The sequence below is a fragment of the Corallococcus sp. Z5C101001 genome (assembly GCF_007352635.1).
Classification (GTDB): Bacteria; Myxococcota; Myxococcia; order Myxococcales; family Myxococcaceae; genus Corallococcus; species Corallococcus silvisoli.
Window position 1 is genome coordinate 65,502 of sequence record NZ_VKLU01000002.1, and the last position, 23,699, is coordinate 89,200.

The 23,699-nt window shown below is 71.1% G+C and carries 17 protein-coding genes; 8 read left to right on the forward strand and 9 right to left on the reverse strand.

The window, feature by feature from the left end:
• The first annotated feature begins 42 nt into the window (after nt 1–42).
• Nucleotides 43–1,821, forward strand: a complete 1,779-nt coding sequence (locus tag FOF48_RS05900) for a bifunctional diguanylate cyclase/phosphodiesterase (RefSeq protein ID WP_161664185.1) — start codon at nt 43–45, stop codon at nt 1,819–1,821.
• Nucleotides 1,822–1,842: 21 nt separating this feature from the next.
• Here FOF48_RS05900 and FOF48_RS05905 read toward each other — a convergent pair whose 3' ends face one another.
• The 4 genes from FOF48_RS05905 to FOF48_RS05920 all read right to left on the reverse strand — a co-directional run bounded on the left by FOF48_RS05905 (nt 1,843) and on the right by FOF48_RS05920 (nt 7,010).
• The gene (locus tag FOF48_RS05905) at nt 1,843–3,504 is read right to left on the reverse strand and encodes a hypothetical protein (RefSeq protein ID WP_143899186.1); all 1,662 of its coding nucleotides are present in this window, start codon (nt 3,502–3,504) and stop codon (nt 1,843–1,845) included.
• A 37-nt stretch (nt 3,505–3,541) separates the two neighbouring features.
• Entirely contained in the window at nt 3,542–5,896 is a 2,355-nt protein-coding gene (locus tag FOF48_RS05910; RefSeq protein WP_186001800.1) for a PhoX family phosphatase, read from the reverse strand.
• Between the two features lie 167 nt (nt 5,897–6,063).
• A complete protein-coding gene (locus FOF48_RS05915) occupies nt 6,064–6,612 on the reverse strand; it encodes a DUF192 domain-containing protein (protein WP_143899188.1) in 549 nt (182 codons plus the stop codon).
• Complete coding sequence (locus tag FOF48_RS05920) at nt 6,609–7,010, reverse strand: TIGR02266 family protein (RefSeq protein ID WP_043321926.1); 402 nt, start codon at nt 7,008–7,010, stop codon at nt 6,609–6,611. The genes FOF48_RS05915 and FOF48_RS05920 overlap by 4 nt, the downstream gene beginning before the upstream one ends.
• A 25-nt stretch (nt 7,011–7,035) precedes the next feature.
• Here FOF48_RS05920 and FOF48_RS05925 point away from each other — a divergent pair, with 25 nt between their 5' ends.
• From FOF48_RS05925 to FOF48_RS05935, 3 genes are all read left to right on the forward strand, one after another.
• Nucleotides 7,036–9,399, forward strand: a complete 2,364-nt coding sequence (locus tag FOF48_RS05925; RefSeq protein WP_186001801.1) for a hypothetical protein — start codon at nt 7,036–7,038, stop codon at nt 9,397–9,399.
• Nucleotides 9,400–9,448: 49 nt separating this feature from the next.
• Nucleotides 9,449–9,976 carry a hypothetical protein gene (locus FOF48_RS05930; RefSeq protein ID WP_143899190.1) on the forward strand — a complete coding sequence of 176 codons (528 nt, stop codon included), beginning with the start codon at nt 9,449–9,451 and terminating at the stop codon, nt 9,974–9,976.
• Nucleotides 9,977–10,048: 72 nt separating this feature from the next.
• Nucleotides 10,049–10,519: a nuclear transport factor 2 family protein gene (locus tag FOF48_RS05935; protein ID WP_143899191.1), complete on the forward strand. Its 471-nt coding sequence runs from the start codon at nt 10,049–10,051 to the stop codon at nt 10,517–10,519.
• A 10-nt stretch (nt 10,520–10,529) separates the two neighbouring features.
• Here FOF48_RS05935 and FOF48_RS05940 read toward each other — a convergent pair whose 3' ends face one another.
• Nucleotides 10,530–11,498, reverse strand: coding sequence for a homoserine kinase (locus FOF48_RS05940; protein WP_143899192.1), 969 nt, complete (start codon nt 11,496–11,498; stop codon nt 10,530–10,532).
• Between the two features lie 142 nt (nt 11,499–11,640).
• Here FOF48_RS05940 and FOF48_RS05945 point away from each other — a divergent pair, with 142 nt between their 5' ends.
• Nucleotides 11,641–13,227 (forward strand): tetratricopeptide repeat protein, encoded by a 1,587-nt coding sequence (locus FOF48_RS05945; protein ID WP_143899193.1) that lies wholly within the window; start codon nt 11,641–11,643, stop codon nt 13,225–13,227.
• Between the two features lie 14 nt (nt 13,228–13,241).
• On the opposite strand, the gene FOF48_RS05950 is transcribed toward FOF48_RS05945, so the two are convergent.
• The 4 genes from FOF48_RS05950 to FOF48_RS05965 form a co-directional block, all read right to left on the reverse strand.
• On the reverse strand, nt 13,242–15,461 hold the full coding sequence (locus FOF48_RS05950; RefSeq protein WP_186001802.1) for a von Willebrand factor type A domain-containing protein: 2,220 nt from the start codon (nt 15,459–15,461) through the stop codon (nt 13,242–13,244).
• A 137-nt stretch (nt 15,462–15,598) separates the two neighbouring features.
• Nucleotides 15,599–16,090, reverse strand: a complete 492-nt coding sequence (locus FOF48_RS05955; protein ID WP_143899195.1) for a hypothetical protein — start codon at nt 16,088–16,090, stop codon at nt 15,599–15,601.
• A gap of 1 nt (nt 16,091) precedes the next feature.
• Nucleotides 16,092–17,429 (reverse strand): cyclic nucleotide-binding domain-containing protein, encoded by a 1,338-nt coding sequence (locus FOF48_RS05960; protein ID WP_143899196.1) that lies wholly within the window; start codon nt 17,427–17,429, stop codon nt 16,092–16,094.
• Nucleotides 17,430–17,517: 88 nt separating this feature from the next.
• Complete coding sequence (locus FOF48_RS05965) at nt 17,518–19,467, reverse strand: FHA domain-containing protein (protein WP_255441951.1); 1,950 nt, start codon at nt 19,465–19,467, stop codon at nt 17,518–17,520.
• A gap of 288 nt (nt 19,468–19,755) precedes the next feature.
• Between FOF48_RS05965 and FOF48_RS05970 the strand changes: the two genes are divergently transcribed.
• The 3 genes from FOF48_RS05970 (at nt 19,756) to FOF48_RS05980 (ending at nt 23,665) form a co-directional block, all read left to right on the forward strand.
• Complete coding sequence (locus FOF48_RS05970) at nt 19,756–21,237, forward strand: TldD/PmbA family protein (protein WP_143899198.1); 1,482 nt, start codon at nt 19,756–19,758, stop codon at nt 21,235–21,237.
• A gap of 7 nt (nt 21,238–21,244) precedes the next feature.
• Entirely contained in the window at nt 21,245–22,591 is a 1,347-nt protein-coding gene (locus tag FOF48_RS05975) for a TldD/PmbA family protein (RefSeq protein WP_143899199.1), read from the forward strand.
• Between the two features lie 63 nt (nt 22,592–22,654).
• Nucleotides 22,655–23,665, forward strand: a complete 1,011-nt coding sequence (locus FOF48_RS05980) for a ParB/RepB/Spo0J family partition protein (protein WP_143899200.1) — start codon at nt 22,655–22,657, stop codon at nt 23,663–23,665.
• Nucleotides 23,666–23,699 lie beyond the last annotated feature (34 nt).

The following is a 23,699-nucleotide window of genomic DNA, read 5'->3' on the forward strand; positions in this document are numbered from 1 at the left end:
GGGCCTGAAGCTTGCCCCGGAGCGCGGTACATTTCGGAGGTCATGAGCCTGCCCTCCCCCAGCAAGCCTGCTCCGCCACCTCCCTGGCTATGGAACGGTGACGAGCCGAGGGTCGCCACCGTCTTCCAACCCATCGTCGATCTGCTCAGCGGCGAGGTGCTCGGCCACGAGGTGTTGTCTCGCGGCCTGGGGCCGGTGGAGTCCCCCAACGAGTTGTTCAACCGCGCGCGAGTGGAAGGCTTCACCTACGAGCTGGAGCGAGCGTGCTGGACGGCGGCGGTGCGCCGCATCGCCACGCTGCCGGAAGCGCAGCGGCGCGGGCCCTTCTTCTTCAACGTCAGCCCCGACGTGCTGAGCGACGAGCGCTTCGGCGGTGCGTCCACGCTGGAGCTCTTGCGCCAGCACGGCTTGAGCCCGCAGCAGCTGGTGCTGGAGATCACCGAGCGCAGCACGTTCGAGGACACGGACCAGCTGCGCATGCTCGCGCGGCGCTACGCGGAGCAGGGCTTTGGCATCGCGCTGGACGACTTCGGCGCGGGGCACTCGGGGTTGGTGACGCTGGTGCACAGCGCGCCGGACTTCATCAAGCTGGACCAGGCGCTGGTGCGCGACATCCACCTGCACACCTACCGGCAGCACCTGGTGAAGTCGCTGGTCGCCTTCGCGCAGCGCGTGGACGCGGTGCTCATCGCCGAGGGCGTGGAGACGTGGAACGAGCTGGCGGTGCTGCTGCGCCTGGGCATCCGGCACGCGCAGGGCTACCTGCTGGCGCGCCCCGTGAGCTCGCCGCAGCGGCCGGGCGCGGACTTCGCGGAGCGCTGCCGCGAGGCCATCCGCGCGCTGCACCACCGGGAGCACGAGGACGACGAGACGGTGGGCAGCATGATCATCCGCCCCCCGTGCGCGCCGGTGTCCTCGTCCGCGGTGGAGCTGGATCGGCTCTTCCGCCGCACCCCAGGCGAGGACCACGTGGTGCTGCTGGAAGGCGAGCAGCCGCACGCGGTGGTGACGCGGCGGAGCTTCTACGCGCGCTTCGGTGGCGTCGCGCCCACCGCGGCGCCGTCGCTGCCGGACGGCCCGCGCGAGGCTCCGATGGTGGTGGAGGACGCCACGGCCATCACCGCCCTGGCACGCATGGCGATGCGCCGTCCGCCCGAGTCCGTCTACGACCCGGTGGTGGTGACGGACGCGAAGGGACACTTCCTGGGCACGGTGACGATGAAGCAGCTCATCGCGCGCGCCTCGGACCTGGAGCAGCACGCCGCCACCGGCGCGCATCCGCTCACGGACCTGCCCGGCAGCCGGATGATCGAGCGGTGGATCCGCGCCGCGCTCCAGGGGCAGGCGTTCACGGTCATCTACGCGGACCTGGACCACTTCGAGACGTACAACGACCGCTACGGCTTCCTCCAGGGCGACCGGGTGATCCGCTACACGGCGAGCCTGTTGTCGGAGTGCCTGCACCTGCTCCCGCCGGGCTCGCACCTGGGGCACGTGGGCGGCGACGACTTCGTGCTCGTGTGTCCCGACGTGGTGGCGCCGGAGGTGTTGCGCACGCTCTGCCAGCGCTTCGACGCGGAGAAGGTGCCCCTCTACGGTCCGGAGGACCTGCGCCGGAGCGGCTTCACCGCGAGCGACGCCGCGGGCAACCCGGAGCGGGTGACGCTGAGCCTCGCGGCGGTGGACAACGGCGGGCTGTCCGCCACGCCCCACGCCGCGGAGCTGTCGTCGGTCGCCGCGTCCCTGCGCAAGCGGGTGAAGGCGGTCTCCGCGCAGACGCACACCAGCACGTTCTTGTTCCAGCCCGGCGCGGCGAAGTAGGCCGCGCCTGCCCCCCGCGCCTCACTCCCAGGTGAGGTGCAGCCGCCCGTCGGTGAAGAGCCGGCCCGTGGCCTCCAGCTCCGTGGAGCCGTTCTCCACCGCGCGGTGCACGTTCGCGGGCGGCGCCAGGAGCGTGTCCCGTCCCAGCGTGAACGCCTGCTCCCGCACCAGCGCCCAGTAGGCCTTGTTCAGTTGGAGCGCGCGCGCCCTCGAGGGCGTCACCAGCCACGCGAGGTCGCGGTCCCCTCCTGGCGCCGCGCGCCGCACCGAAGGCAGGTCCAGGACCCCCTTCGGGAAGAAGCGCGCGAGCAGCTCATCGTTCGCGCGGAACTCATCCCCGCCCCGCACGCGCTCGAAGTACGTCGCGGTCTCCGGCGCGGCATGTCCCGCCTGCGGCACGTCCGGGATGCCGCGCAGGTCCTGGGTCCGCCACCCGTCACGCCCAGGCACCTTGCGCGGGAACGCGAAGGTCTGATCCACCGTGACGCCCAGGTTCGTGTGGCACCCCATGCAGTACACGTGCTCCTCCAGCGTCTGGAGGCGCAGCCGTCCCCGGGCATCCTCGATGAACCCCTGCAGGCGCCAGCCGAACTCGTTGATCAACCCCAGCTCCGGCGTGCCGGGGAACGCGGGGAGCCGGCCGCGCGCCTTCTTCTCCTGCTCCTCCGCGTAGAAGTTCCGCACCCGGTCGTCCTCGGGCGCCTCGTCCTTGCGGGCATAGCGCAGCTCCTTCAACCGCGCGGACAGCAGCGCGGGGGCATCCGGGTCCACGTAGCGCACGGTGTGCAGGAACTCCGTGCCGCGCGGATACGTGTAGCGCCGCACCGGCACCTCCGCCGCGCCGCCCGCGTAGTGGGCCGGGAGCCCGAGCACGACCTCCACGCCAGGGGACAGCCGCCCGTCGCCGTCCAGGTCCATGCCCCCCACGCGCTCATCCACCGGCTCGACACGGCGGCGCGCGGCCTTCGCGTCCAGGAGGCCGGGGTCCACCGTCATCGCCGCTTCCAGCACGGCGAGGTTGAAGCGGTACACCTCGCGCGAGGGCTGTCCCCGCGCGTCCTTCCGAAAGTCCTCCGGGAGCCGGACGTAGACGTCGTCGGTGCTCCCATTCGTGGGCCAGAACGTGCCCAGGAAGGGCTTGTAGCGCACCGCGCGCCACCCGCTCCCGTCGCGGGCGAAGCCCTCCGCGTCGAAGCCGCGCGCCAGGTCCAGGTCCGGCACCCACCCCTTGTAGCCCTCCACGCGCCCCAGGAGCGCGGCCCGGAGCGGCGTGAAGTTGTCCTCGCGGATGTACTCGAGCACCTCGCCGTCGGTGCTCTCGGCGATGGCCTTCGAGCGCTCCGTGAAGAGGTTGGTCCAGTGGTTCGTCAGGGCCACGTCGCTGAAGGCGTACTCCGCCTGGAGCGACTCATCCGCCATCACGTTGTTGCCCACGCCGCCGGTGTGACACGTCCAGCACGGGTTCGAGACCCCGGCCGTCTTCGTGTAACACATGGACGGCACCGGGGCCTCGCGGTTGGCCACGCGGCTGCCCGCCGCCAGGGCCTGCGCGAGCGGATCAAACGGGGCCTCGGCCACGGCGGGCGGGCGCAGACGCCACACGCCCGCCATGGCGGCGAAGGCCCCCAGCGTCAGGACGATGACGGCGGGAATCCGGACCCCGTCGAAATGCGAAGAACGCATGCGTTGAACTCCGTCCTCGTCCTGATGCATGGGTGCGCTACGGCCAGACGCTGAAGTTGTCCTCGCCCGGGTGCTGGACGCTGACGAACAGGCTGGTCATGTCGGAGTTGAACGCCGGCCCCGTGGCCTCCGCGTCGCTGGGCATGGACAGCACGCGGAACGCCTTGCGGAAGTACGGGCTGGCGCGGTGCGCGGGCGCCTGGTCCAGATAGAACACGCCGTCCGCCACCTTGTTGACGCCGAAGTTGCCGTCGGTGCCGAACCACACGCCGCCTTCACGGTCGATGAGCAGGTTGTCCGGCTTGGCCGCCGCGAACTCCGGCATCGGGCTGGTGGCCGCGGTCTCGCCCTTCCACACGCGGAAGAAGTCGAACGTGCGCGAGCCCGCGGGCGCCGCGGCATCCGCTTCGCGAATGGCGAAGAGGGAGCCCACCTTGTCCACCGCGCGGTTGTCCTGCGCGCCGCGCGCCTTCTTCACCCAGGTGCCGTTCTCCAGCGCGGCGGTGGCCACCCGGCCCTGCTGATCCAGCGCCGTGGGGTCGCCGTGCTCGGTGAAGGCCACGTAGAGCAGCGGCGTACCGCTGGGGTCCTTCGGGTTCCACTCCGTGTCCTCCGGGCGGTTGAGCTCCATCACGCCCACCTTGTTCGCCGCCGTCCACAGCAGCTTGCGCACCTGGTCGTCGTTGGTGAAGCCGCCCACCGCGTTGTGGTTCGCGTCACGCAGCGCCGCGCCCACCTGCAGCGTCGGCTGGCCGAACGCCTCGCCATTGGGCGCCAGGTCCGTGCTGTCCAGGCTCAGCTTCACCCAGCGGCCATGGCCCGGGGCCGCGTCCGTGGGCACCGCGCCGCCCACCAGCGTGTCGCCCGTCGCGTTGTCCAGCCCCGCGAAGTGCGCCGCGTAGAGCGTGCCCGCGTCCAGGAGCGCGCGCACCTGCGCCTGCGTCATCCCAGGCGTGTACCGGCCCTGCGACACGAACTTGAAGATGCGTCCGCCGCGCCGGTCGTCGCCGGCGTAGATGACGATGGGCTGGTTCGCGAGCAGCTTCCAGTCCGGGCCGACCACGAAGGAGGCGTTCTCCCAGTGCGCGCGGCCCATCACGCCCAGCTTGCGGTGGCCCGCGCCCGGCTTCTGCGCATCCTTGCCGTACCAGAGCTCCGGCGGCTGGCCCGGATCCACCTCCGTCAGGTAGCCGTACCCATCCTTCAGGTGCGACGAGTTGCGGTCGGAGCTGATGAGGTCGCCGTCCGCCGGGGCCGAGAAGTCAGGCGCGAGCGGCGCACCCGGCGCGAAGCCCAGGGCCGCCGGGATCCAGTCGTTCTTGCCCGTCCACAGCGCGGCCTCGGGGTCTCCGTAGACGCCCTGGACGTTCTCCTCGCCGACGATGAGGGTGCCCCACGGCGTCTGGCCGCCGGAGCAGTTGGAGTGCGTGCCGGGCACCACTCCCGCCTCCAGCGCCACGCCGGAGTCGTCATGATCCCCGGCGGAGAGCGCCACGCCCACCACCTTCGCCAGGGTGGCGCTGCTGGCGTCGTAGCGCACGTTGGCCGCGTTGCGGTCCACCGCCCAGCCCCCCGTCGCGGGGTCCTGCACCACGCGCATCCAGGTGCCGCCCACCTGCTTCTTCCATTCGCGGTTGTAGGTGACGAGCGCGTCCGACTGCCACGACGTGCCATCCGAAACCGTGTTGGAGAGCGTGCCCGTGTTGCGCAGGAAGCGCGCGAAGTCCAGGTGCTGGCCGATGGGCGCCGTGCCCACGCGCGGCTTCGTGCCGGAGATGTACTCGTGGTTGATCCACAGCCAACCCGCGGAGCCCTGGCCGTTGTACTGCGGCGCGCGGCCGTCCTGGGACCAGCCGTCCCCGAAGTAGGCGATGTAGTCCACGTTCGCGCCGAAGCGGGCGGCGCCCTTCGTGTACGCGAGCGGGTCCATCCACTTGATGACCGTGGTGGGGAACAGCCCCGGCACCGAGCGCACCGAGTCCGTGGACGCCGACGACAGCGGGAACATCAGCGGCGAGGGCAGCTTCCCCGTGACGACCTGCTCCACGCGCGCCTTCACGTACTCCGCGACGTTGGTGGCACCCGTGCCCAGGTCCCCGCGGAAGGTGACCGCGATGACGGACGACAGCGGCGTGCCGGGCTCCACGCCCGGCGCCCGCGCCACGGCGCCAGGTCCAGGCTGTCCCAGGGTGCCCGGCCCCTCGGCGCCTGGCTCTCCCTTCGGTCCCTGGACTCCGTCCTGGCCGTTCTGGCCGTTCTGCCCATCCTGACCGTCCCGACCCGCGGCGCCATCATCACCCGCGGGGCCCTGCGAACCCTCGCAGCCCACCCATGTCGCGGTGCCAAGCAGGAGCATCGCGCCAGTGGCGCGGCTCATCAGACGAGAAGCCATGCAGTGCATCCTCCAGAAGGTGGCATGCGCGCACCGCCCGACTTCGGGGCGGCGGCACGCGGACGCATCCTGCGGAGGACAGGTGACGCTGCCTTGAGGAGCGCGTCACTTCTTCATCACGGGCAGGCGGGCCTTGCGACAGCCGCGCGGAGCCCGGGCCCTGCGTGTCACGGAACGATGGGGACGGTGCTCACGCCCTCGAACTCCGCGGTGCCGCCCCGGACGATGCCGTTCGCCTGACACCAGCCGCCCGGCACCTCCAGCACGAACTGGCTGGGGATTCCCACCGAGCGGTTCGTCAGCGTGCGCGGCTCCGCGTTCTCGATGATGCCGACGATGCGGTGGTCGGACGTGATGAAGAGCATGTCCAGCGGGATGAGCGTGTTGCGCATCCAGAAGCCGCGCACCTCCTCCTCCGGGAAGAGGAAGAGCATGCCCTGTCCGGCAGGCAGCGCCTTGCGCCACATGAGGCCGCGCGTGCGCGCCTCCCCCGTGGCGGCCACCTCCACCTCCACGCGGTGCACGCCCCCGTAGGCATCCTTCAGCCGCACGTGCGCGCGCGGCAGGGTTGGCATCACGAAATCCTCCGCCGCCACGTCCTTGGAACGCTCCCGCGCCGGAACGGGCGCGGGCTTGGGGGGCGCGGCGGGCGCTTCCTGGCATGCGCCGCCCGCGAAGGCCAGCGCCGCCAGCACGAACGAGAGGCGCGCCTTCATGGGTGCTGGGGGTGCAGGGGCTTGTTGAGCAGCTTCTCGGTCAGCTCGGAGCCCAGGCTGTCGGACATGAGCCGCTCCACCAGCGTCTCGAAGTCCACACGCTGCGACTCGCTGCTGTAGATGAAGCGGATGCCCATGCCGGGCTCCTCCGCGTCGGCCTTGGACCACACCACTTCGCCCAGCAGCTCGAAGGGCGCCTCGCGGTGGGGCACCGTCAGCTTGAAGAGGAAGCGCGTGCCAATGGGCAGGGGCTTCTTCGTCTTGATGAACGTGCCGCCCTTGCTGATGTTCTTCGTGTAGTCAGCGAAGAACGAATTGAGCTTCTTGTAGTCGACCTTCAGCTCGATGGGCGCACGACCATGGGTGCGCAGTTCGGATCCGCTCTTCTGTTCGGACATGCGGCCGGGGAGTATAGGGGACGCCATGCGGCAAGTCCTCTCCCGTGCCCGCGCCTTGTTGGGCCGTCCGGCCGTCCTGGCCACCGTGCTGCTGCTTGGCGGCGGTGGGGCGGGCCTCGTCCTGCTTCCGCTTTTCGGGGTTCCCGGCTTCGAGCTGGGGCTCGCCCTGGCCATCGCCGTCGGCCTGCTCGGGGGAGGGACGGGCATCGCCGCCGCCGCCCAGGAGCGGCGCATCCTCACCGGCGCCCTGCCCCGGCCCGCCGGGGTGGAAGCCTCCGCCCTGCCCGGAACCGCCGTGGGGCGCGCCCTGGGCGCCAGCGCCGTCCTGAACCTGGGGGTGCTGGTCCCCCCCTTCGTCTGCGCCCTGCTCTTCGCCCGGCTGCGCACCGCGTGCGACCCGTTCGAGCTGGCGGGATTCTACCCCCTGCTCACCGTGCCCAGCGCCCTGCTGGCCTCCGCGGCCGGCGTGTTCCTGGGCTTCGCGACGGCCCGCCCCCGGAGCGCGGCCGGCCTGTACGCGCTGCTCGTCCTCGCGTCGCTGGGCGTCACGGTGTGGCCCATCGTCTTCGGCCCCCAGGTGTTCGCCTTCAACCTCTTCCTGGGTCACCTGCCCGGCCCGCTGTACGACGAGGCCCTCCAGATGACGGCCGCGCTGGGCTGGTTCCGGCTGGAGACACTTCTGTGGGTGGGCGTCTTCGGCGGGCTCTCCATGGCGTTCGTCGACGTGCGCACCGGTCGCCTGGCGCTGAAGGGCGCGCGGCTCGCGAGCCTGCTGGGCTGGGTCCTGCCCTGCGCCCTGGGCATCGCGTTCCTGGAGTCCCGGGCACCCCAGCTGGGGCTGCGCATGACGGACGCGTACCTGGCGGAGCAGCTGGGCGGCGTGCGGGAGACAGAGCACTTCGTCCTGCACTACCCCCGGGGCAAGGCCCGCGAGGACGTGGACCGGATGGCCCGCGACCTGGAGTTCCGCTACGCGCAGACGGAGCACTTCCTGGGCGTCGCGCCCACGGAGCGCGTGCGCGTGTGGCTCTACCGCTCCGAGGAAGAGAAGCAGCGGCTGGTGGGCGCGGGCCGCACCCAGTTCGCCAAGCCGTGGCGCACGGAGCTGCACATCCAGGACAAGCCCTTCCCCCATACGACGCTGCACCACGAGCTGGCGCACGTCATGGCGGGCCCCGCGGGTTCGGGCTTCTTCCGCGTCACCACCCGGCTGGGCGCCTGGCCCCTGATGGGCGTGATTGAAGGGCTCGCGGTGGCCGCGGACGACCCCGTGCAGGGGGAGCTCACGCTGCACCAGTGGGCCGCGGGCATGCGCCGCCAGGGGCTGGCCCCGGACATGCGCGACCTCATGGGCCCCAAGGGCTTCTACCAGTCCGCCCCGGCGCGGGCGTACACCGTGGCGGGCTCGTTCCTGCGCTATCTGGCGGACACCTACGGCGCGGACAAGCTGCGCGCCGTCTACGCGCACGCGGACTTCGACGCGGCCTACGGCCGGCCCCTGGACGAGCTCGTCACCGAATGGGAGCGCACCCTGGACGCGCTGCCCCTGGACGCCTCGACGCTCGCACGCGCGTTCGCCCGCTTCCGCACGGGCAGCCTCTTCTCCCGCGCCTGCGCCCGCGAGGTGGCGCGCCTGTCGGACTCCGCCCGCGACGCGCTCGCCAGCGATCCCCAGGACGCGCTCCAGCGCTACCAGCGCGCCGCGGCGCTCCAGCCGGAGGAGCCGTCCTTCCAGTTGGGGCAGGCCGTGGCGCTGGACGCCCTGGAGCGCACCGCCGACGCGGCCCGGGTGCTGGCCTCGCTCGCGAACCAGGTGAAGGACCGGCCCGCGCTCGCCGCGGAGGTGGCCGTGGCCCGCGCCGACGTGGCCCTCCACCTTCAGGACCTGGAGGGTTCGCGCGCGTTCCTCAACGCCGCGCTGGCGCTGGACCCGGGACCGGAAGTGACGCGCACCGCGCAGGTGAAGCTGGCCGCGCTGGAGACGCCCTCGCGCCGGGCCCCCATCGAGGCCTACTTCCGCGCCCCCCATGAAGAGCTGCGCCTGCTGCTGCTGGACCGGGCCCTGCTCGCCGCGCCGCAGGACCCCTGGCTGCACTACCTGCTGGGGCGGCGCCTGCACCAGGTGGGTGCGCCGGCACTCGCGACCGAGCAACTTCAACGCGCCCTGGCGGACACCGCGCTCCCGGAGGCCATCCGCCGCGAGGCGACACGGCTGAAGATTGAAGCCGCCTACCTCGCGGGCGACTGCGGCGCCGTGCGCCATGAAGTGGGGGCGCTGCCGGACTACGGTGCCGCCTTCCGCGCCTCCGCCACCGAGTGGCGGGACCGATGTGACTTCGAGCAGACGACGTTTCGCGGGCCCCTGGTGCCGCGACAGGCTTTCCGCTAGACGCGGGCCCCGCGGACGACTCACGCATTGACGAAAAGGTGGATGGCGCATGCATTTCGAGAAGCGGCAACGGATTGAGGGCACGGTGGATGAGGTGGAGCGCGCGCTCCTCGACGAGCGCTACTTCCCGTACCTCCTCCAGCACCACGGCGTGCTCCTGGAGCTGCAGCCCCTGGAGGTGCGCGTCGACGGCGACCGCGTGCACCGCCGCGTGCGCTACCGTCCGAAGCCCGTCATCTCCTCCGTCGGCCCCAAGAAGGTGTCTCCGGAGTGGTTCGCCTTCATCGAGACGTCCACCTACGACAAGCGCAAGAAGGAGTTGTCGTTCACCAACACGCCCACGTCCCAGACCATCGCCAAGATGCTGGTGAACACGGGCGTGCTGCGGCTGCGCGACCTGGGCAACGGCCAGACGGAGCGCACCATGGACGGCGAGCTGTCCCTCAAGGTGCCCTTCCTGCTCAAGCCCGTGGCGATGATCGCCGAGCCGCTCATCAAGACGGAGGGCCTGAAGATCCTCGACAACGAGCTGCCCGTCCTCAATCGCTTCATCGCTGAAGTCATCCGCGCCAAATAGTCAAAGCGCACGGTGCGGGCGGGGCCTGGGAATGGGTTGACACAAATGCGGTTGAACCCATAAGGCCCCGCCATGAACAAACGCTTCCTCGCCCTCTGCGCCGTCTTCCTCCTGGCCGCGTGCGCTCCGAAGCGCATCCCCGGCACCGAGCTGGAGGACACCGACGACACCCGCGCCATCCTCGCCGTGATGGAGCGCTACCGCACCGCCCTGGAGGCCCGCGACGTCAAGGCCATCCAGGCCCTGGTGTCCCCGAAGTTCCGCGAGGACGGCGGCACCGAGGACACCTCGGACGACCTCACCGCGGAGAACCTGGGCCCCCACCTCCAGGCGCTCTTCCAGAAGCTGCAGAGCCCCAAGGTGGACTTCAACATCCGCAAGGTGGAGGTCCACGAGAAGGAGAACGTGGCCCGCGCCATCTACTACTGGAACGCGTCCTGGCGCATGCCCGGCCTCACGCCCCGGCCCCAGCAGGACTCGGAGCTGGAGCAGATGGTGTTCCAGAAGATCGACGGCGAGTGGAAGATCCTCTCCGGCATCTAGCCGCTCCGCCTCACACGCCGACGAGCGCCCTGAATCCGTCCGGCCCCATCTCGCCCAGGGCCCGCGCCCGGGCGAGGTAGGTGCGGAAGTCCTTGGGCGCGAGCTTGTCCGCGCCCAGCGGGGACAGGTGGTAGTCCCGGATGCGGCTCGTGGTGAAGCGCACCGCGCCGTAGAGCGCATGGCCATACAGGGCCTGCTTCTCCACGTCCGCCAGCGGCCGGGCGTCCTGATAGCCGCGCAGGAGCGCCTGGCACAGCGCCGGCTGGTACGTCCCCTCGAAGCACCACGCGTTGAGGGTGATGGCCACGTCCAGCGCGTACGCGTCCACGCACGCCATCTCGAAGTCGAAGAAGGCGCCCACCCGGTCGCCCAGCCACTTCACGTTGTCGAGGAAGAGGTCCGCGTGGATGACGCCCCGGGGCTCCAGCCCACGGTGCTCCGCCTCCGCGCGGGACAGGGCCCCCGCCAGTTCCTGCGCCACCGCCACCAGCTCCGGCTCCGGCCGCCGCGTCAGGCCATCGAGCCACCCCTTCACCACCTCCGGGCCGTAGGGGTTCGGCCGCGCGCCACCAAAGGCCAGCGTCACGCGGTGCAGCTTGCCCAGCTCCGCGCCCAGGCGCTCCAGCGCGTCCAGCGTGAGGCGGTCGCGGGTGAGCTCCTCGCCCGCCAGCCACTTGAAGACGCTGATCCTCCCGCCGTGCAGCGCCAGGAAGGGCTCGGGCCCCGGCGGGACGAGCAGCACCGGCGCGGGGAAGTGGGCGCGCGACAGGTGCTCCAGCAGGGACGCCTCGAAGCGCAGGTCATCCTCCGAGCGCACTGTCGTGTGGCGCACGAAGACGCGGCCCGCGTCCGTCTCCATCCGGTGGTTGGTGTTGATGGAGCCCTGCGGGATGGGCGTGACGGCGTGCACGGCCCCCAGGCCGTAGGCGTCCGCCACGCGGGTGAAGGCTTCGGGGGGAAGTGTCGTGTAGACCGCCATGGCGTGCCTCCGGGGCGTGCCGCCCCGCGTGCGTGGTGCCCCACCCGTTGACACCCCAGGGGGCCGGACCTATCTGTCCATGCCCGTCCTACTTCGCATCACGGGCTGACAATCTTCAATCTTTGCGCGTGAGGCCACCCCCATGGAAACGTCGGGCCACGGTGACTGGAAGCGTCGCGAGGGGTTGGGCAGCGCCCTGCTCCAGATTGGCGTCGTCGCCGTGTTGCTCGCGGCGGCGGTGGCGTGGTTCGTCCACCGGGGGCAGGTGCGGCAGGAAGTGGACGCGCACCTGCGCACGGCGCGCACCGCCGTCGTGAGGGGCAACCCCAGCGACCTCCTCATGGCACAGCAGCAGTTGGAGGCGCTCTTCGCGCTCGAGCCGGATCAACGCGACGCGCGGGCGCTGGCCGCGGACCTCCAGACGGAGCTGTGGCTCACGCACCATCAGCCGGGCGCGGACGCCAGGGCCCGTGAGCAGTTGGAGCGCGCCGAGGCCCTGGGCTCCCGCTCCGGCGAACGCTACGGCGCGCGGGCCCTGCAGTTGCTGGGCGCGGGGAAGGACGCCGAGGCGGAGAAGCTCCTGGAGGAGCTCAAGGCCCAGGGCGCCAACAACCCCCGGCTGACGCTGGCCCACGCGTGGTTGTCGCAGCGGCAGGGGCGGCTCTCCGAGGCCCGCCAGGACTTCGCGCGCGCGGCGGAGGCGGCGTGGAGGGACCCGCGCTTCTCCACCGCCTACGGCGAGGCGCTGCTCGACGAGGGGATGTTCCCGCAGGCGGTGGAGGCCTTCGCCCGCGCCACCACCGCGAACCCGGACCACCTGCTGGCGCGGGTGACGTCCGCGCTGGCGCGGCTGTACGCGGGGCGCGCTCCGGACAACGCCCAGGCGACGCTGGACGAGGTGCGCGCCCGCCCCAAGGAGCTGACGCCCGCCATCCAGGCCCGCGTGGAGGTGGCACAGGCGGAGCTGGCGCTGGCGAAGGGAGCCCCCGACGAGGCGCTGTCGCGGGTGGACGCGGCCCTCAAGGCCTGGCCCGACGAGCACTACGCCCTCTTCACCCGGGGCCGCGCGCTGGCGGCGAAGCGCGCTCCGGAGGCCCGTCAGGCCTTCGAGGCCGCCGTGGCGAAGCGGCCCACGGCCCCCCTGTTGACGCTGGAGGGCGCGCGGCTGCTCCAGGCGCAGGGAGACGGCGCGGGCGCGCTGGCGATGCTGGACGCCTACGAGAAGACCTTCCGCGAGGTGAAGGCACGAACGGCGGACGGCAAGGAGATGCCCGCGCTGGACCGCGATGACCGGTACTGGCTCACGCGCGGCGGCGTGATGGAGCTGGCGGGGCGCCAGGACGACGCGCTCGCGGCCTATGACAAGGCGCTCGCGGCGCGCGGCGTGGGTCTGGCCCGGGCGCAGTACGCCAAGGGCGCACTGCTGCTCGCGCGCAAGGACTTCGACGGCGCCCGGGTGCTGCTCACCGCCGTGGCCCCCGACACCGGCGCGGGCAGCATGCCGGAGGCGTACACGGCCCTGGGTGAGCTGCTCTTCGCCCAGGGCGACTTCGCCGCCGGCTGCCAGCAACACTACTTCGCGCTCGTGCGGGCCCGCGCCCAGGGCGCGCCGGTGGAGCAGCTCGCCACGCGCGCCAACGACATCAAGAAGCGCCTGGAGACCTCCGGTCAGCCCGCCATGGCCAAGGCGTGGCTCAACGAAGCGGGGCCGCTCTTCCAGCGGCAGTGAGGCGCGGGAAAAGGTTACTGAAGCGAGGGTTCGCGGTCGGGGTCCATGGTGTGCAGCGGCGCGAAGGCTTCGAAGCGGTCCTTCCGCCCACCCGGATTCCGGGCCCCATCCTGCTTCTGGGCAGTTCGGATGAGGTCGCCCAGCTCCACCACGTCCGGGCGGTCCTTCAGCGGGGCGCCAATGGCCTCCCACAGCGACACGAGCGCCTCGTAGCTCAGTGGACGCACCCAGTACGAGCCGCGCAGCTTCTCCGCGAAGGCCGCCGCGACATAGGACAGGCGCGTGGGCGAGGTGGCCTGGCCGTAGTCCGGGCGCAGCTGCGAGGAGGGCAAGGCCTTCTCGATGAGCTGTGACGGGCCGCCCTCGGGTGGCTGGTAGCGGATGCGCAGTGTTCCGAGGATGGGACGGGACGGGTCGCGCAGCTTCACCTCGTAGAGCGCGGTGACGGAGTGGCCATCAACCACTGCGTCCGGACGCACGCTGTCATCCGGCTCCCGTGGCTCGTTGAGCAGCCGGCGCTCGTAGCCCATCAAGCGGTAGCGGGACACCGTCTCGCGGTCGAACTCCACCTGGAGTTTCACGTCGTGGCCCACCTCCTGTGGCGGGCCACGGAGGTTCAGCACGAAGCCGCGGAGGGCCTCATCCAGCCTGTCCACGGAGAAGGAGTTGCCTCCGCCCTCCCGGGCCAGCCGCTTCATCGATTCGTCGTCGGAGTCGCCTCCCAGGCCGCCGATGCTCACGGTGGACAGGGGGATTCCCGCCGCCGCGCGCTGCTTCACCCGCGCCCAGAATGCAGCATCCTGGGAGCTGTCGTGGGAGGACAGAGCCCCTCTGCCCGCACAGAGGATGACGCGGTTGTTGCCGTCCTCCACCAGGTGGTTCGCCGCGACCTCGTAGCCCAGGTCGATGCCTGCGAAGGTGTCGGAGTGGTAGCGCGCGCCAAGGCTGTCGATGGCGCTCAGCAGGTCCTGCTTCTGGCGAATGTTGCTGGTGCCGAGCACATGCGGCTCGTCGTGCGTGTAGGACACAATGGAAACGCGGTCTCTCTCATCCAGCTCGTCCACGAGCAGCCGGAGTGCTTGCTTCACCAGTTCCAGCCCGCGCTCATTCCTCGCGCTGGAGCTGTCCACGTCGACGACGAACACCAGGTGACTGGGCTTGCGCGGGGCCCGGTTCACCTTTCGCGCCTTCACGCCGACATGCACCACCTGGTAGCCCTTGCGGGCAGGCGACGGAAAGCCCTCCACCGTCACGTGGAAGGGCGTGTCCGGAGAGGTCGCGTCGTCGTAGTCAAAAGCGTTGACGAACTCCTCCACCCGTACCGCCTGCTCACTCGGTGGCGCTCCACCATTCCCCAGGGCATGTCGCGTCAGCACGTACGAGGCGGTGTCCACGTCCACGGAGAAGGTGGAGAAACGCTCTTCCTTCGTGTCCACCGTGGGGTTCACCCCGTAGCCCTTGAAGTACCCGCCGATGATGGACTCGCGCGCCACGTCCCTGGGGTGCGGCTTCCGAAAGATCGGCGTGGTGTAGAAATTGGCGTAGAAAAGCGAGTGGGGTCTGCCGTCGGGGATGGCGATATCCATGTCCCACGGACGCCTGCAAATCGGAAAGGCGACCCTGTAGCCGCGGGTGTCCGGCAACGGGTGCTTGATGGACTTGCCACCTTTGATGAGCACGTCGTACGTGTCGACCTCGCCCTTGATGGAGCGACCCGCCAGCAGGTCGAAGTCGGACTTCGTACTCTCGGGGGCTGTGTAGCAGGGGTCTTCGTGGTCACCGAGCGCCCAGAGGTCGATGTTCACACCCTGGGACGTGGACCCTATGTCGATGCTCGGCCGTGAACCGGTGACCTCGACTGTCTCAGCGAGGAGGAGGGGGGTCGCGATGAGCTGCGTATTCACCCGAAGGATGCGTCGGACGTTGAGTTGGACTCCCTCCCGCGCAGCCGTCTCATACGCCTCCTTCTTGAAGGTCAGGGTGTAGACGCCCGCGGGAAGCAAGGGGATGCGGTAGCGGCCCATCGTGCCCGTGACGGAGGTCAGGCGGAGGTCCGGCCTCGCGCGTGAGGTCACGGTGACGACCACGTCGGGCAAGGGCTCCTTCGTCACCGCGTCGGTGACGGTGCCGAGGATGACGCTCGAGCCCCCGGCCTCCGCGCCAGACTGCGCCAGCACGGGCGAGGTGAACACCACCAGGAGCGCGACCAGGAGACCTGGAAGGTGGACCTTCATCGTGGGCTGCCTCCAAGCAGCAGGGAGCGCCATGATCCCCACGTGCCCTCCATCCAGCCGCATGGAACGCCCAGCGTCCCATCATGGTTTCATCATGATGGGGACGGGGGCGCCCCAGGAGAGGCGCCGCCCTCCTGCTAGAGCAGGTCGGAAGGGTCCAGCTGGCGCTGCTTCGCCTTCACCACGCGCCACTCCCCGTCGGACTCCTTCTCGAAGAGGCCCTCGATGGAATAGGCGTTGAGGACGCTGTCGCGCGCCAGGTCCTCCAGCTTGTCGGCCTGCGAGCGGCCGAAGATGAAGCGCGCCTGGAACTCGCCCTGCGTGGGCGACAGCTCCTGCACGTCGATGTCGGTGGTGAAGATGCGGACCCACTGACCGCGCAGCACCTGCGCGGCCATGATGCGGTGCACGTCCTGCTTGCTCCAGCCCTCCGGGCTCTTGAAGCGGTCGGACACGCCCTCCATCACCTCGCCGACGTCCTTCTCCTCCGCCGCGCGCGTCATCGCGATGATGCGCCGGGTGACGGCCTCCTTCACGCCGGGCTCCTCCCGCGGCCAGAAGTAGAGCACCAGCGCCGCGGCGACCACCGCCGCCATGCCACTCACCACCCGCGCGCGTGTCAGCACCATCTCAGGCGGCCCCGGTCTCCGGCTCCAGCATCATGTCGTCCGCGTCGATGATCTCCAGCGGACGCAGCGCCTCGCCAATCTGCTTCAGCCGCCGGTCGGACAGCTGCTCCAGGTACGTCCGGATGTTGGGGAAGGCCCGCACCAGCTCCTGGAAGGCGCCTCGCTCCAGCCACGCCGCCGCCGTCTTGCGCGGCACCGACACCGTGGCCGTGGCCCGCAGGCCGGTGAGGAGCGAAATCTCCCCGGCCACGTCGCCCTCGCGCAGCACGCCCAGCGTCACCACGCCGCCCGCCGGGTCCTCCTTCTGAACCACCAGCTCGCCCGCCAGCACGAGGAAGAGGCCCTGCGAGTGCTCGCCCTCCACCAGCACCTTCTCCCCCGCCTGGAGCGCGCGGAAGGTGAAGCGCTGGAAGAACGCGCCCCGCTCCGACTCCGGCAGCTGCTGGAACAGGGGGGAGTTCGCCATCAGGTTGCGCATCATGCGCTGCTGCGCGAAGTCCGCCAGCAGCTGCGGCACCGCCGGGTGGCTCTTCGCCACCGCGTTGAGGTGCTCGCGGCGGATCTCGAAGACCTCGGAGTCCGACACCGCCGTCACCGTCGCGGTGGGCGGCGCGCCGGTCAGCAGCGCCAGCTCCCCGAAGATGGAGCCGCCGCCCAGGAAGCCCAGGGTGCGGTCCTCGCCGTCCGTCCTGCGCGTCACCTCCGCCTTGCCGGCGACGAGCACGTGCAGGTGGTCGTCCGGCTCGCCCTCGCGGCTGATGATCTGCTCCGGCTTGATGGTGCGCCACACCATGCGCCCCACCAGGTCCAGGAAGGCGTCCCGGTCCAGGTCCGCGAACAGCGGCAGCGGCGGACGGCTCTGCGGATCCGCGGTGCCGCCGGTGTCCGGCGCGGCCAGCACTTCGATGGCGCGGTTGGACAGCTCCTCGCCGACCAGGCCCATCAGGTCCGTGTCCACCTTGCCGTCATAGAGGTGCTCCGGCGGCAGCGGCGGCGGCACCGCGGCACGGCCCGGCGCGCTGCGGGCCGCGCGCGAGTGCACGCGGAAGAGCGTCTCCTTCAAGCGCCGCTCGTTCGGCGACAGCTCCAGGGCCAGCTTGCACGCGGCCATGGCGCTCAGGAGGTAGTCGCGGCGCAGCAGCCCCTCCGCGCACGCGTGGTACGCGGTGACGGCGCGCTCGCGCTCCCCCAGCTCCGCCAGACACCGGGACGCCAGCATGCGCGAGCGGTGATCCGCGGGCACGCGGCGGACGGCCTCCGCGAAGACGGCGAGGGCGCGCTCGAACTGGCGCTCCTCGAACAGGTCCATGCCCAGCTCCCGCAACGACGACTCGTTCATCCGGTGTCTCCAGACCGCGCACGACGACAGGTGTATCCAGCAATGGAGGCCCCCCTGCCCCGCCCGCGGCGGCGGCCTCCGGCACGCGCTACGAACCCCCGGCCTTCTGCAGGTCGCTCAGCGCCATCTCCGCCTTGCGCTTCACGTCCGAGCCCTCCGCCGACGCCTCGATGACGATCTTGAACGTCTCCGTCGCCATGGCGGGGTCACGGTCACGCGCGATGTAGGCCGACAGGTACAGCTCCTCCACCTTCTTCTGGAGGTCGTCCAGGCCGTCCCGGGCGCGCGAGTCGCCGGGGTTGAGGCGCAGGGCCTCGCGGAAGCTGCGGCCCGCCAACGGGAACTCCTTGCGCTTGAAGGCCGCCTGCCCCGCCGCCACCGACGCGGACGCCAGCTCGTTGTCGAGCGTGTCCCCCAGCGAGCCCGCGAAGCCGATCTGCCGGTACACGTCCGCCGCGCGGCGCAGCGGCTTCACGGACGCCTCCAGCGAGTTGCTCTCGTACTTCTTCTGGCCTTCCTCGAAGGCGGAGCGGAACTGCGGGATGAGCTTCTTGAGGTTGCGCGCCCGGGCCTGGATGTCCGCCTCCGAGCGGAACTTGTCCATCACCCGGTCCACCTCCAGCGTCGCGCGCTGGAAGTCCCCGCCGTTGAAGCGCCGCTCCACGTCCTGGAAGGCCTCGGCCACGAACTCCGCGCGGCGCTGCTTGGCGTTCTCCGCCGCCGCCGCCTGCCGGATGCCCGCCTGCCGCTGCGCCTGCTGCGCCTCCTTCATGAGCAGGTTCTCCAGGTCCGTCAGCTTCTGCTCGTAGATGGGCCGGGTGCCCGGGGGCAGCTCCGCGATGAGCGTCCGGGCGTCGTCCGGACGGCGCTCCGCCAGCGCCGTCTCCACGAGCTTCAGCGAGTACGCCTGCTCCTGGGTGTCCAGATCCTCCTCGAGCTTCTTGCGCGCATCATCCGTGCGCGCGGTGCCCTGCGGCGTGGCGGTCAGCTTCGCGCGCGCGTCCGGGAAGCGGTTCTCCGCCATCAGTCCACGGACCGCCTGGAAGGAGTCCAGGATGTCCTGAAGCTGCTGCGCGGCCTTGGCCACGCCGTCCACGTCGATGCCCACGCGCAGCTTCTCCGCCTCCTGGGCGAAGCGCACCGCGTCCGGGTAGTCACCATCGCGCACCTTGTCGCGCGCGCGCTGCATCAGCTCCTGGGCCCGCTGCAGGTTCGGATCCACCGGCGGCTTGGGCGGCGGCCCGCCTCCGCGCGACATGGCCATGCCCGCGAGGATCAGCACCAGCACCAGGCCGCCCGCGGCCAGGCCCACCTTCGCCTTGAAGTCGAGCCGGAAGCCCTCGCGCGCCGACGAGCGCACCGGGCGCGGCCGGGGCACGCCCGCCTTGCGCGCCTTCTCGTCGCGCATCAGGTCCGCGATCTTGTAGTTCGCGTTGGTCTTTTCATCCAGGCGCGGGTCCTTCTTCTCCTCCTTCTTTTCTTCCTTCTTCTCCTCCGACTCGCCGGACTCCGCCTTGGCGCGCATCTCCTTGATGAGCTCGCCCTCGTCCACGAAGCGCAGACGCGTCTTGCCCACGGAGATCTCATCCCCGTGCTTCAGGATGCACTCGTCGACCTTCTGGTCGTTCACCTGGGTGCCGGAGATGCCGCCCAGGTCGCGCATCACCACGCCCTGCGCGCCGTACACGAGCTCCAGGTGCCGCCGGGACACCGTCTGGTCGCCCAGCGCGAAGTCGCAGTCCTTGCTGCGCCCCAGCACCATGCGCACGCCCTTGAAGCGCTTCTTGCGCCCCTTGTCGGGCCCGTCCAGCACCAGCACCAGCACCGGGGGACCGGCGCGCGTCGTCTCGGAGTTGTCCTCCTCCTCCGCCGGCTCCTCCACCTCCGGGCGGATGTCCCCGACAGAGGCCACCCGCGTCTCGCCCGTGCGCGAGCGCACCGGCTCCGCCTCGCCGTACAGCTCCGGATCGCCCCCGTCCTGTCCCTCGTCCTCGCCGGACAACGGCGCGGACCAGTCTTCGTCCGGGACGGCGGACACACGGCGGGAGTTTCCCCCGGCGGCGGGTTTGGGTCGGCGGTCCGCCGTCGCGCCCCCGGCCGAACGGCCGGTGCCCGAACGCGATGACGGTGATGGACGGCGAGGAGGCATGGGTGGGTCCAGGTTGAAGCGGCCCACATCTTAGAGCGCCCACCTCACGGTGGGAATGCGCTCCGACCGTTCCTTTCAGGGAAGACCGGCCCTCCCTGGACCGTTGCCCCGCACACCATCCCGTCTCCGATGTAGGTTTCCTCCATTCCCATTTCCTCAAGCGCCACGAGCCACCCCATGCCCCGAGCCCCCGCCGCCCCCCGGCGCGCCCGCCCCGCCCAGCTCGCCCCCCTGGCCGCACGGCAGGCCCGCCCCGCCCCGCTCCTGCCCCCCGGTCTGCTCGAACGTCTGCTGGCGGAAGCCATGGGCCGAGGCGCGGACTTCGCGGAAATCTACGTGGAGCGCACGTCCACCACGGCCGTGGTCCTGGAGGAGTCGCGCATCAAGAGCGCCCAGGTGGGGCTGGTGCAGGGCGTGGGCGTGCGGGTCATCGCCGGGGCCAAGGTGGGCTACGCCTACTCCGACGACTGGGACGAGGCGGCGCTCGTCCGGGCCGCGCGCACCGCGGCGATGATCGCCCAGGGGGGCGGCTCCGAGCGCGCCTTCCCCGTCAAGCGCGTGCCAGTGCCCAGCCACTACCGGGTGGCCCAGCCGCTGGAGGACGTGGCCGTGGCGCGCAAGACGGCGCTGCTCACCCGCGCGGACGCCGCCGCCCGAGCCTTCGACGCGCGCATCCAGCAGGTGAACGCCTCCTACGTGGATCAGACCCGGCGCATCGCGGTGGCCAACACCACCGGCCGCTTCAGCGAGGACACCCAGGACCAGTCCCGCCTGAGCGTGCAGGTGGTGGCGCTGGGCCGCAAGGGCGAGCGGCGGACGGGCATGTACGGCAGCGGTGGCCGGGTGTCCTTCAGCTACTGGGACGGCGTGACGCCGGAGTCCGTGGCGGAGGAGGCCGCGCGACAGGCCATCGCCACGCTGGGCGCGGTGGACTGCGTGGCGGGGCCGCAGACGGTGGTGCTGGCGCCGGGCTGGAGCGGGATCCTCCTGCACGAGGCGGTGGGCCACGGCCTGGAGGCGGACTTCATCCGCAAGGGCACGTCGCTCTTCGCGGGAAAGCTGGGGGAGAAGGTGGCCTCCGACCTGGTGACGGTCATCGACGACGGCACGGTGTCCAGCGCCCGAGGCTCCATCAACATCGACGACGAGGGCGTGCCGGGCGAGCGCAAGGTCCTCATCGAGAACGGCGTCCTCAAGGGCTACCTTTATGATCAGCTCAACGCGAAGCTGATGAACCAGCGCTCCACGGGCAGCGGGAGGCGCGAGTCGTTCAAGAGCCTGCCCCTGCCGCGCATGACGAACACCTTCCTGGCGCCCGGGGACCACGCGCCGGAGGACATCCTCAAGGAGGTGAAGCGCGGGCTGTACTGCGCCACCTTCGGCGGGGGTCAGGTGGACATCAGCAACGGCAACTTCGTCTTCGAGGTCAGCGAGGCCTACCAGATTGAAGACGGGAAGCTGGGCCGCCCGGTGAAGAACGCCATCCTCATCGGCGTGGGGCCGGAGGCGCTGAAGAACATCAGCCGCGTGGGCTGCGACCCGCTGCCGGACCCCGGCATGGGCATCTGCGTGAAGGACGGGCAGATGCTGCCCGTGGGGGTGGGCCTGCCCACCGTGCGCATCGACAACGTCACCGTGGGCGGAACCCAGGTCGGCTGAGGACACCGTGAACTACGAACAGCTCGCGAAGAAGATCGTCCAGCGCGCCGTGAAGCGGGGCGCGAAGCAGGCGGAGGCGTACCTGGAGGTGGGCCGCCAGAGCAGCGTGCGCGTCCGCGAGGGCCAGATTGAAGACCTCACGGAGGCCACCAGCAAGGGCGTGGGCGTGCGGGTCATCGTGAAGGACCGGCTGGGCTTCGCGTACACCTCCGACTTCACGCCCGCGGGGCTGGAGCGCGTGGTGGACCTGGCCGTGCAACTGGCGGAGGCCGCCGCGCCCAGCAAGCTCAACGGCCTGCCCTCCGCGAAGGACCTGGGCAGGCGGGGCGACCCCGGCGCCCTCTTCGACCCGAAGGTGGCCCAGCTGCCCGGCGACTGGAAGATCCACGCCGCGCTGGAGGCGGAGCGCGCGGGCCGCGCACAGGACGCGCGCATCGTCACCTTCGACTCCGTGGCCGCGGGCGACTTCGTGTCGGAGGTGTACCTGGCCTCCAGCGAAGGGGCCTCGGGCGGCTACTCCGGCACCTACGTGTACCTGGTCGCCGTGCCGGTGGCGTCCCAGGAGGGGCAGCTCCAGACGGGCTACTGGCTGGACTACAAGCGCTTCTTCGACGACCTGGAGTCGCCCGAGTCCATTGGCCGGGAGGCGGCGAAGCGCGCCGCGCGCATGCTGGGCGCGAAGCCCGTGAAGACACAGCAGGTGCCGGTGGTGTTCGATCCGCTGGTGGCCGCCTCCTTCGTGCAGAACCTGGCCCAGGCCGCGGACGGCAACGCCGTGTACCAGCAGTCCAGCGTGCTCGCGCCCCACGTGGGCCGGAAGCTCGCGGGCCCGCATGTCACGCTGGTGGATGACGGCCTGCTCCGCCGGGGGCTCGCCACCGCGCCCTTCGACGGCGAAGGCGTCCCCACCCGCAGGACGCCCATCCTGGAACAGGGCGTGCTGTCCGGCTTCCTCTATGACGCCTTCACCGCGCGCAAGGCGAAGGCGCGCACCACCGGCAACGCGGCCCGGAGCTACAGCGCGCTGCCCGGGATCGGCAACACCAACCTCTACCTGGAGCCAGGGACCCAGCCACCGGAGGAGCTGATCCGCGAGGTCCCCCGCGGCCTCTACGTCACCGCCCTCCTGGGCCACGGCGCGGATCCGGTGTCCGGCGACATGTCCTGTGGGGCCAACGGCCTCTGGATTGAGAACGGCGAGCTGACGCACCCGGTGCAGGAAGTCACCGTCGCGGGCCACCTCCTCCAGATGTTGAAGGACGTGGACGCGGTGGGCAGCGACCTCCAGTTCCGCGGCGGCAGCGTGGGCGCGCCCACTGTCCGCTTCCGACAGCTCACCGTGTCCGGCGCTTAAGCCCGCCCTCGCCGGTCGCCTACGCTCGCGGACCTCTCCTCCTTGGCACGAGGTCCGCTCCGCATGGCCGCGAAGTCCGCCCGCAAGTCCGCCCCCGCGAAGTCGAAGCCGGCCACGCCGCGCAAGCCGCGCCGCAAGAAGGCCGAACCGAAGTCGCGGGGCCTCACCGCCGGAGAGGTGGCGAGCGAGGCGGTGGCCTTCCCGGACGCGCTCCTCCAGGCGGTGCGCCAGGACGGCGGCGAGGTGCTGGCCGTCTACCGCGACCCGCTGGGCGGCCACCCCGTCGTCTTCGCCGTGCTCCCCATCGACCGGGTGGAGCCCACGCCCTACCAGCGCGACCTGTCCGAGCCCCACGTCAAGCGGCTCGCCACCGCGATGGAGCGCCTGGACCGCTTCCTCGACCCTGTCATCGCCGTGCGAGTGCAGGGCCGCTACTGGACACCCAACGGCAACCACCGCCTCAACGCCAGCCGCATGCTGGGCGCGAAGTCCATCGTCGCGCTGCTCCTGCCCGAAGAGGACGTGGCCTATCAAATCCTGGCCCTCAACACGGAGAAGGCCCACAACCTGAAGGAGCGCTCGCTGGAGGTCATCCGCATGGCCCGGGGCCTGGTGGGCGCGGGCCGGCCGGGGAAGGAGTCCGCCTTCGCCCACCTCTTCGAGGAGCCGTCCTTCCTCACCCTGGGCGCCGCCTACGAGAAGCGCCCCCGCTTCTCCGCGGGCGCCTACCACCCCTTCGTCAAGGTCGTGGACGCCTTCCAGGACGTGCCGCTGCCAGAGGCCCTGGCCGTGCGCGACGCCCGCGCGGAGCGGCTCCTGGAGCTGGACGACGCGGTGGTGGCCGTCGTCTCCGCCCTCAAGGAGCGCGGCCTCCAGAGCCCCTACCTCAAGAACTTCGTCGTCGCCCGCGTCAACTTCCTGCGCTTCCGCAAGGACGGCGCGCCTCCCACCTTCGACGCCACGGTGGACCGCATGCTGGCCGGCGCGCGCCGCTTCAACGTGGACAAGGTGCGCCGCGAGGACATCGGCCGCATGGGCGGGGGGCCGCTGGAGCCGGATGAAGAGCAGGCTTGAGGGAATGCGGATTGCAGGGCAAGGGTAACAGAGG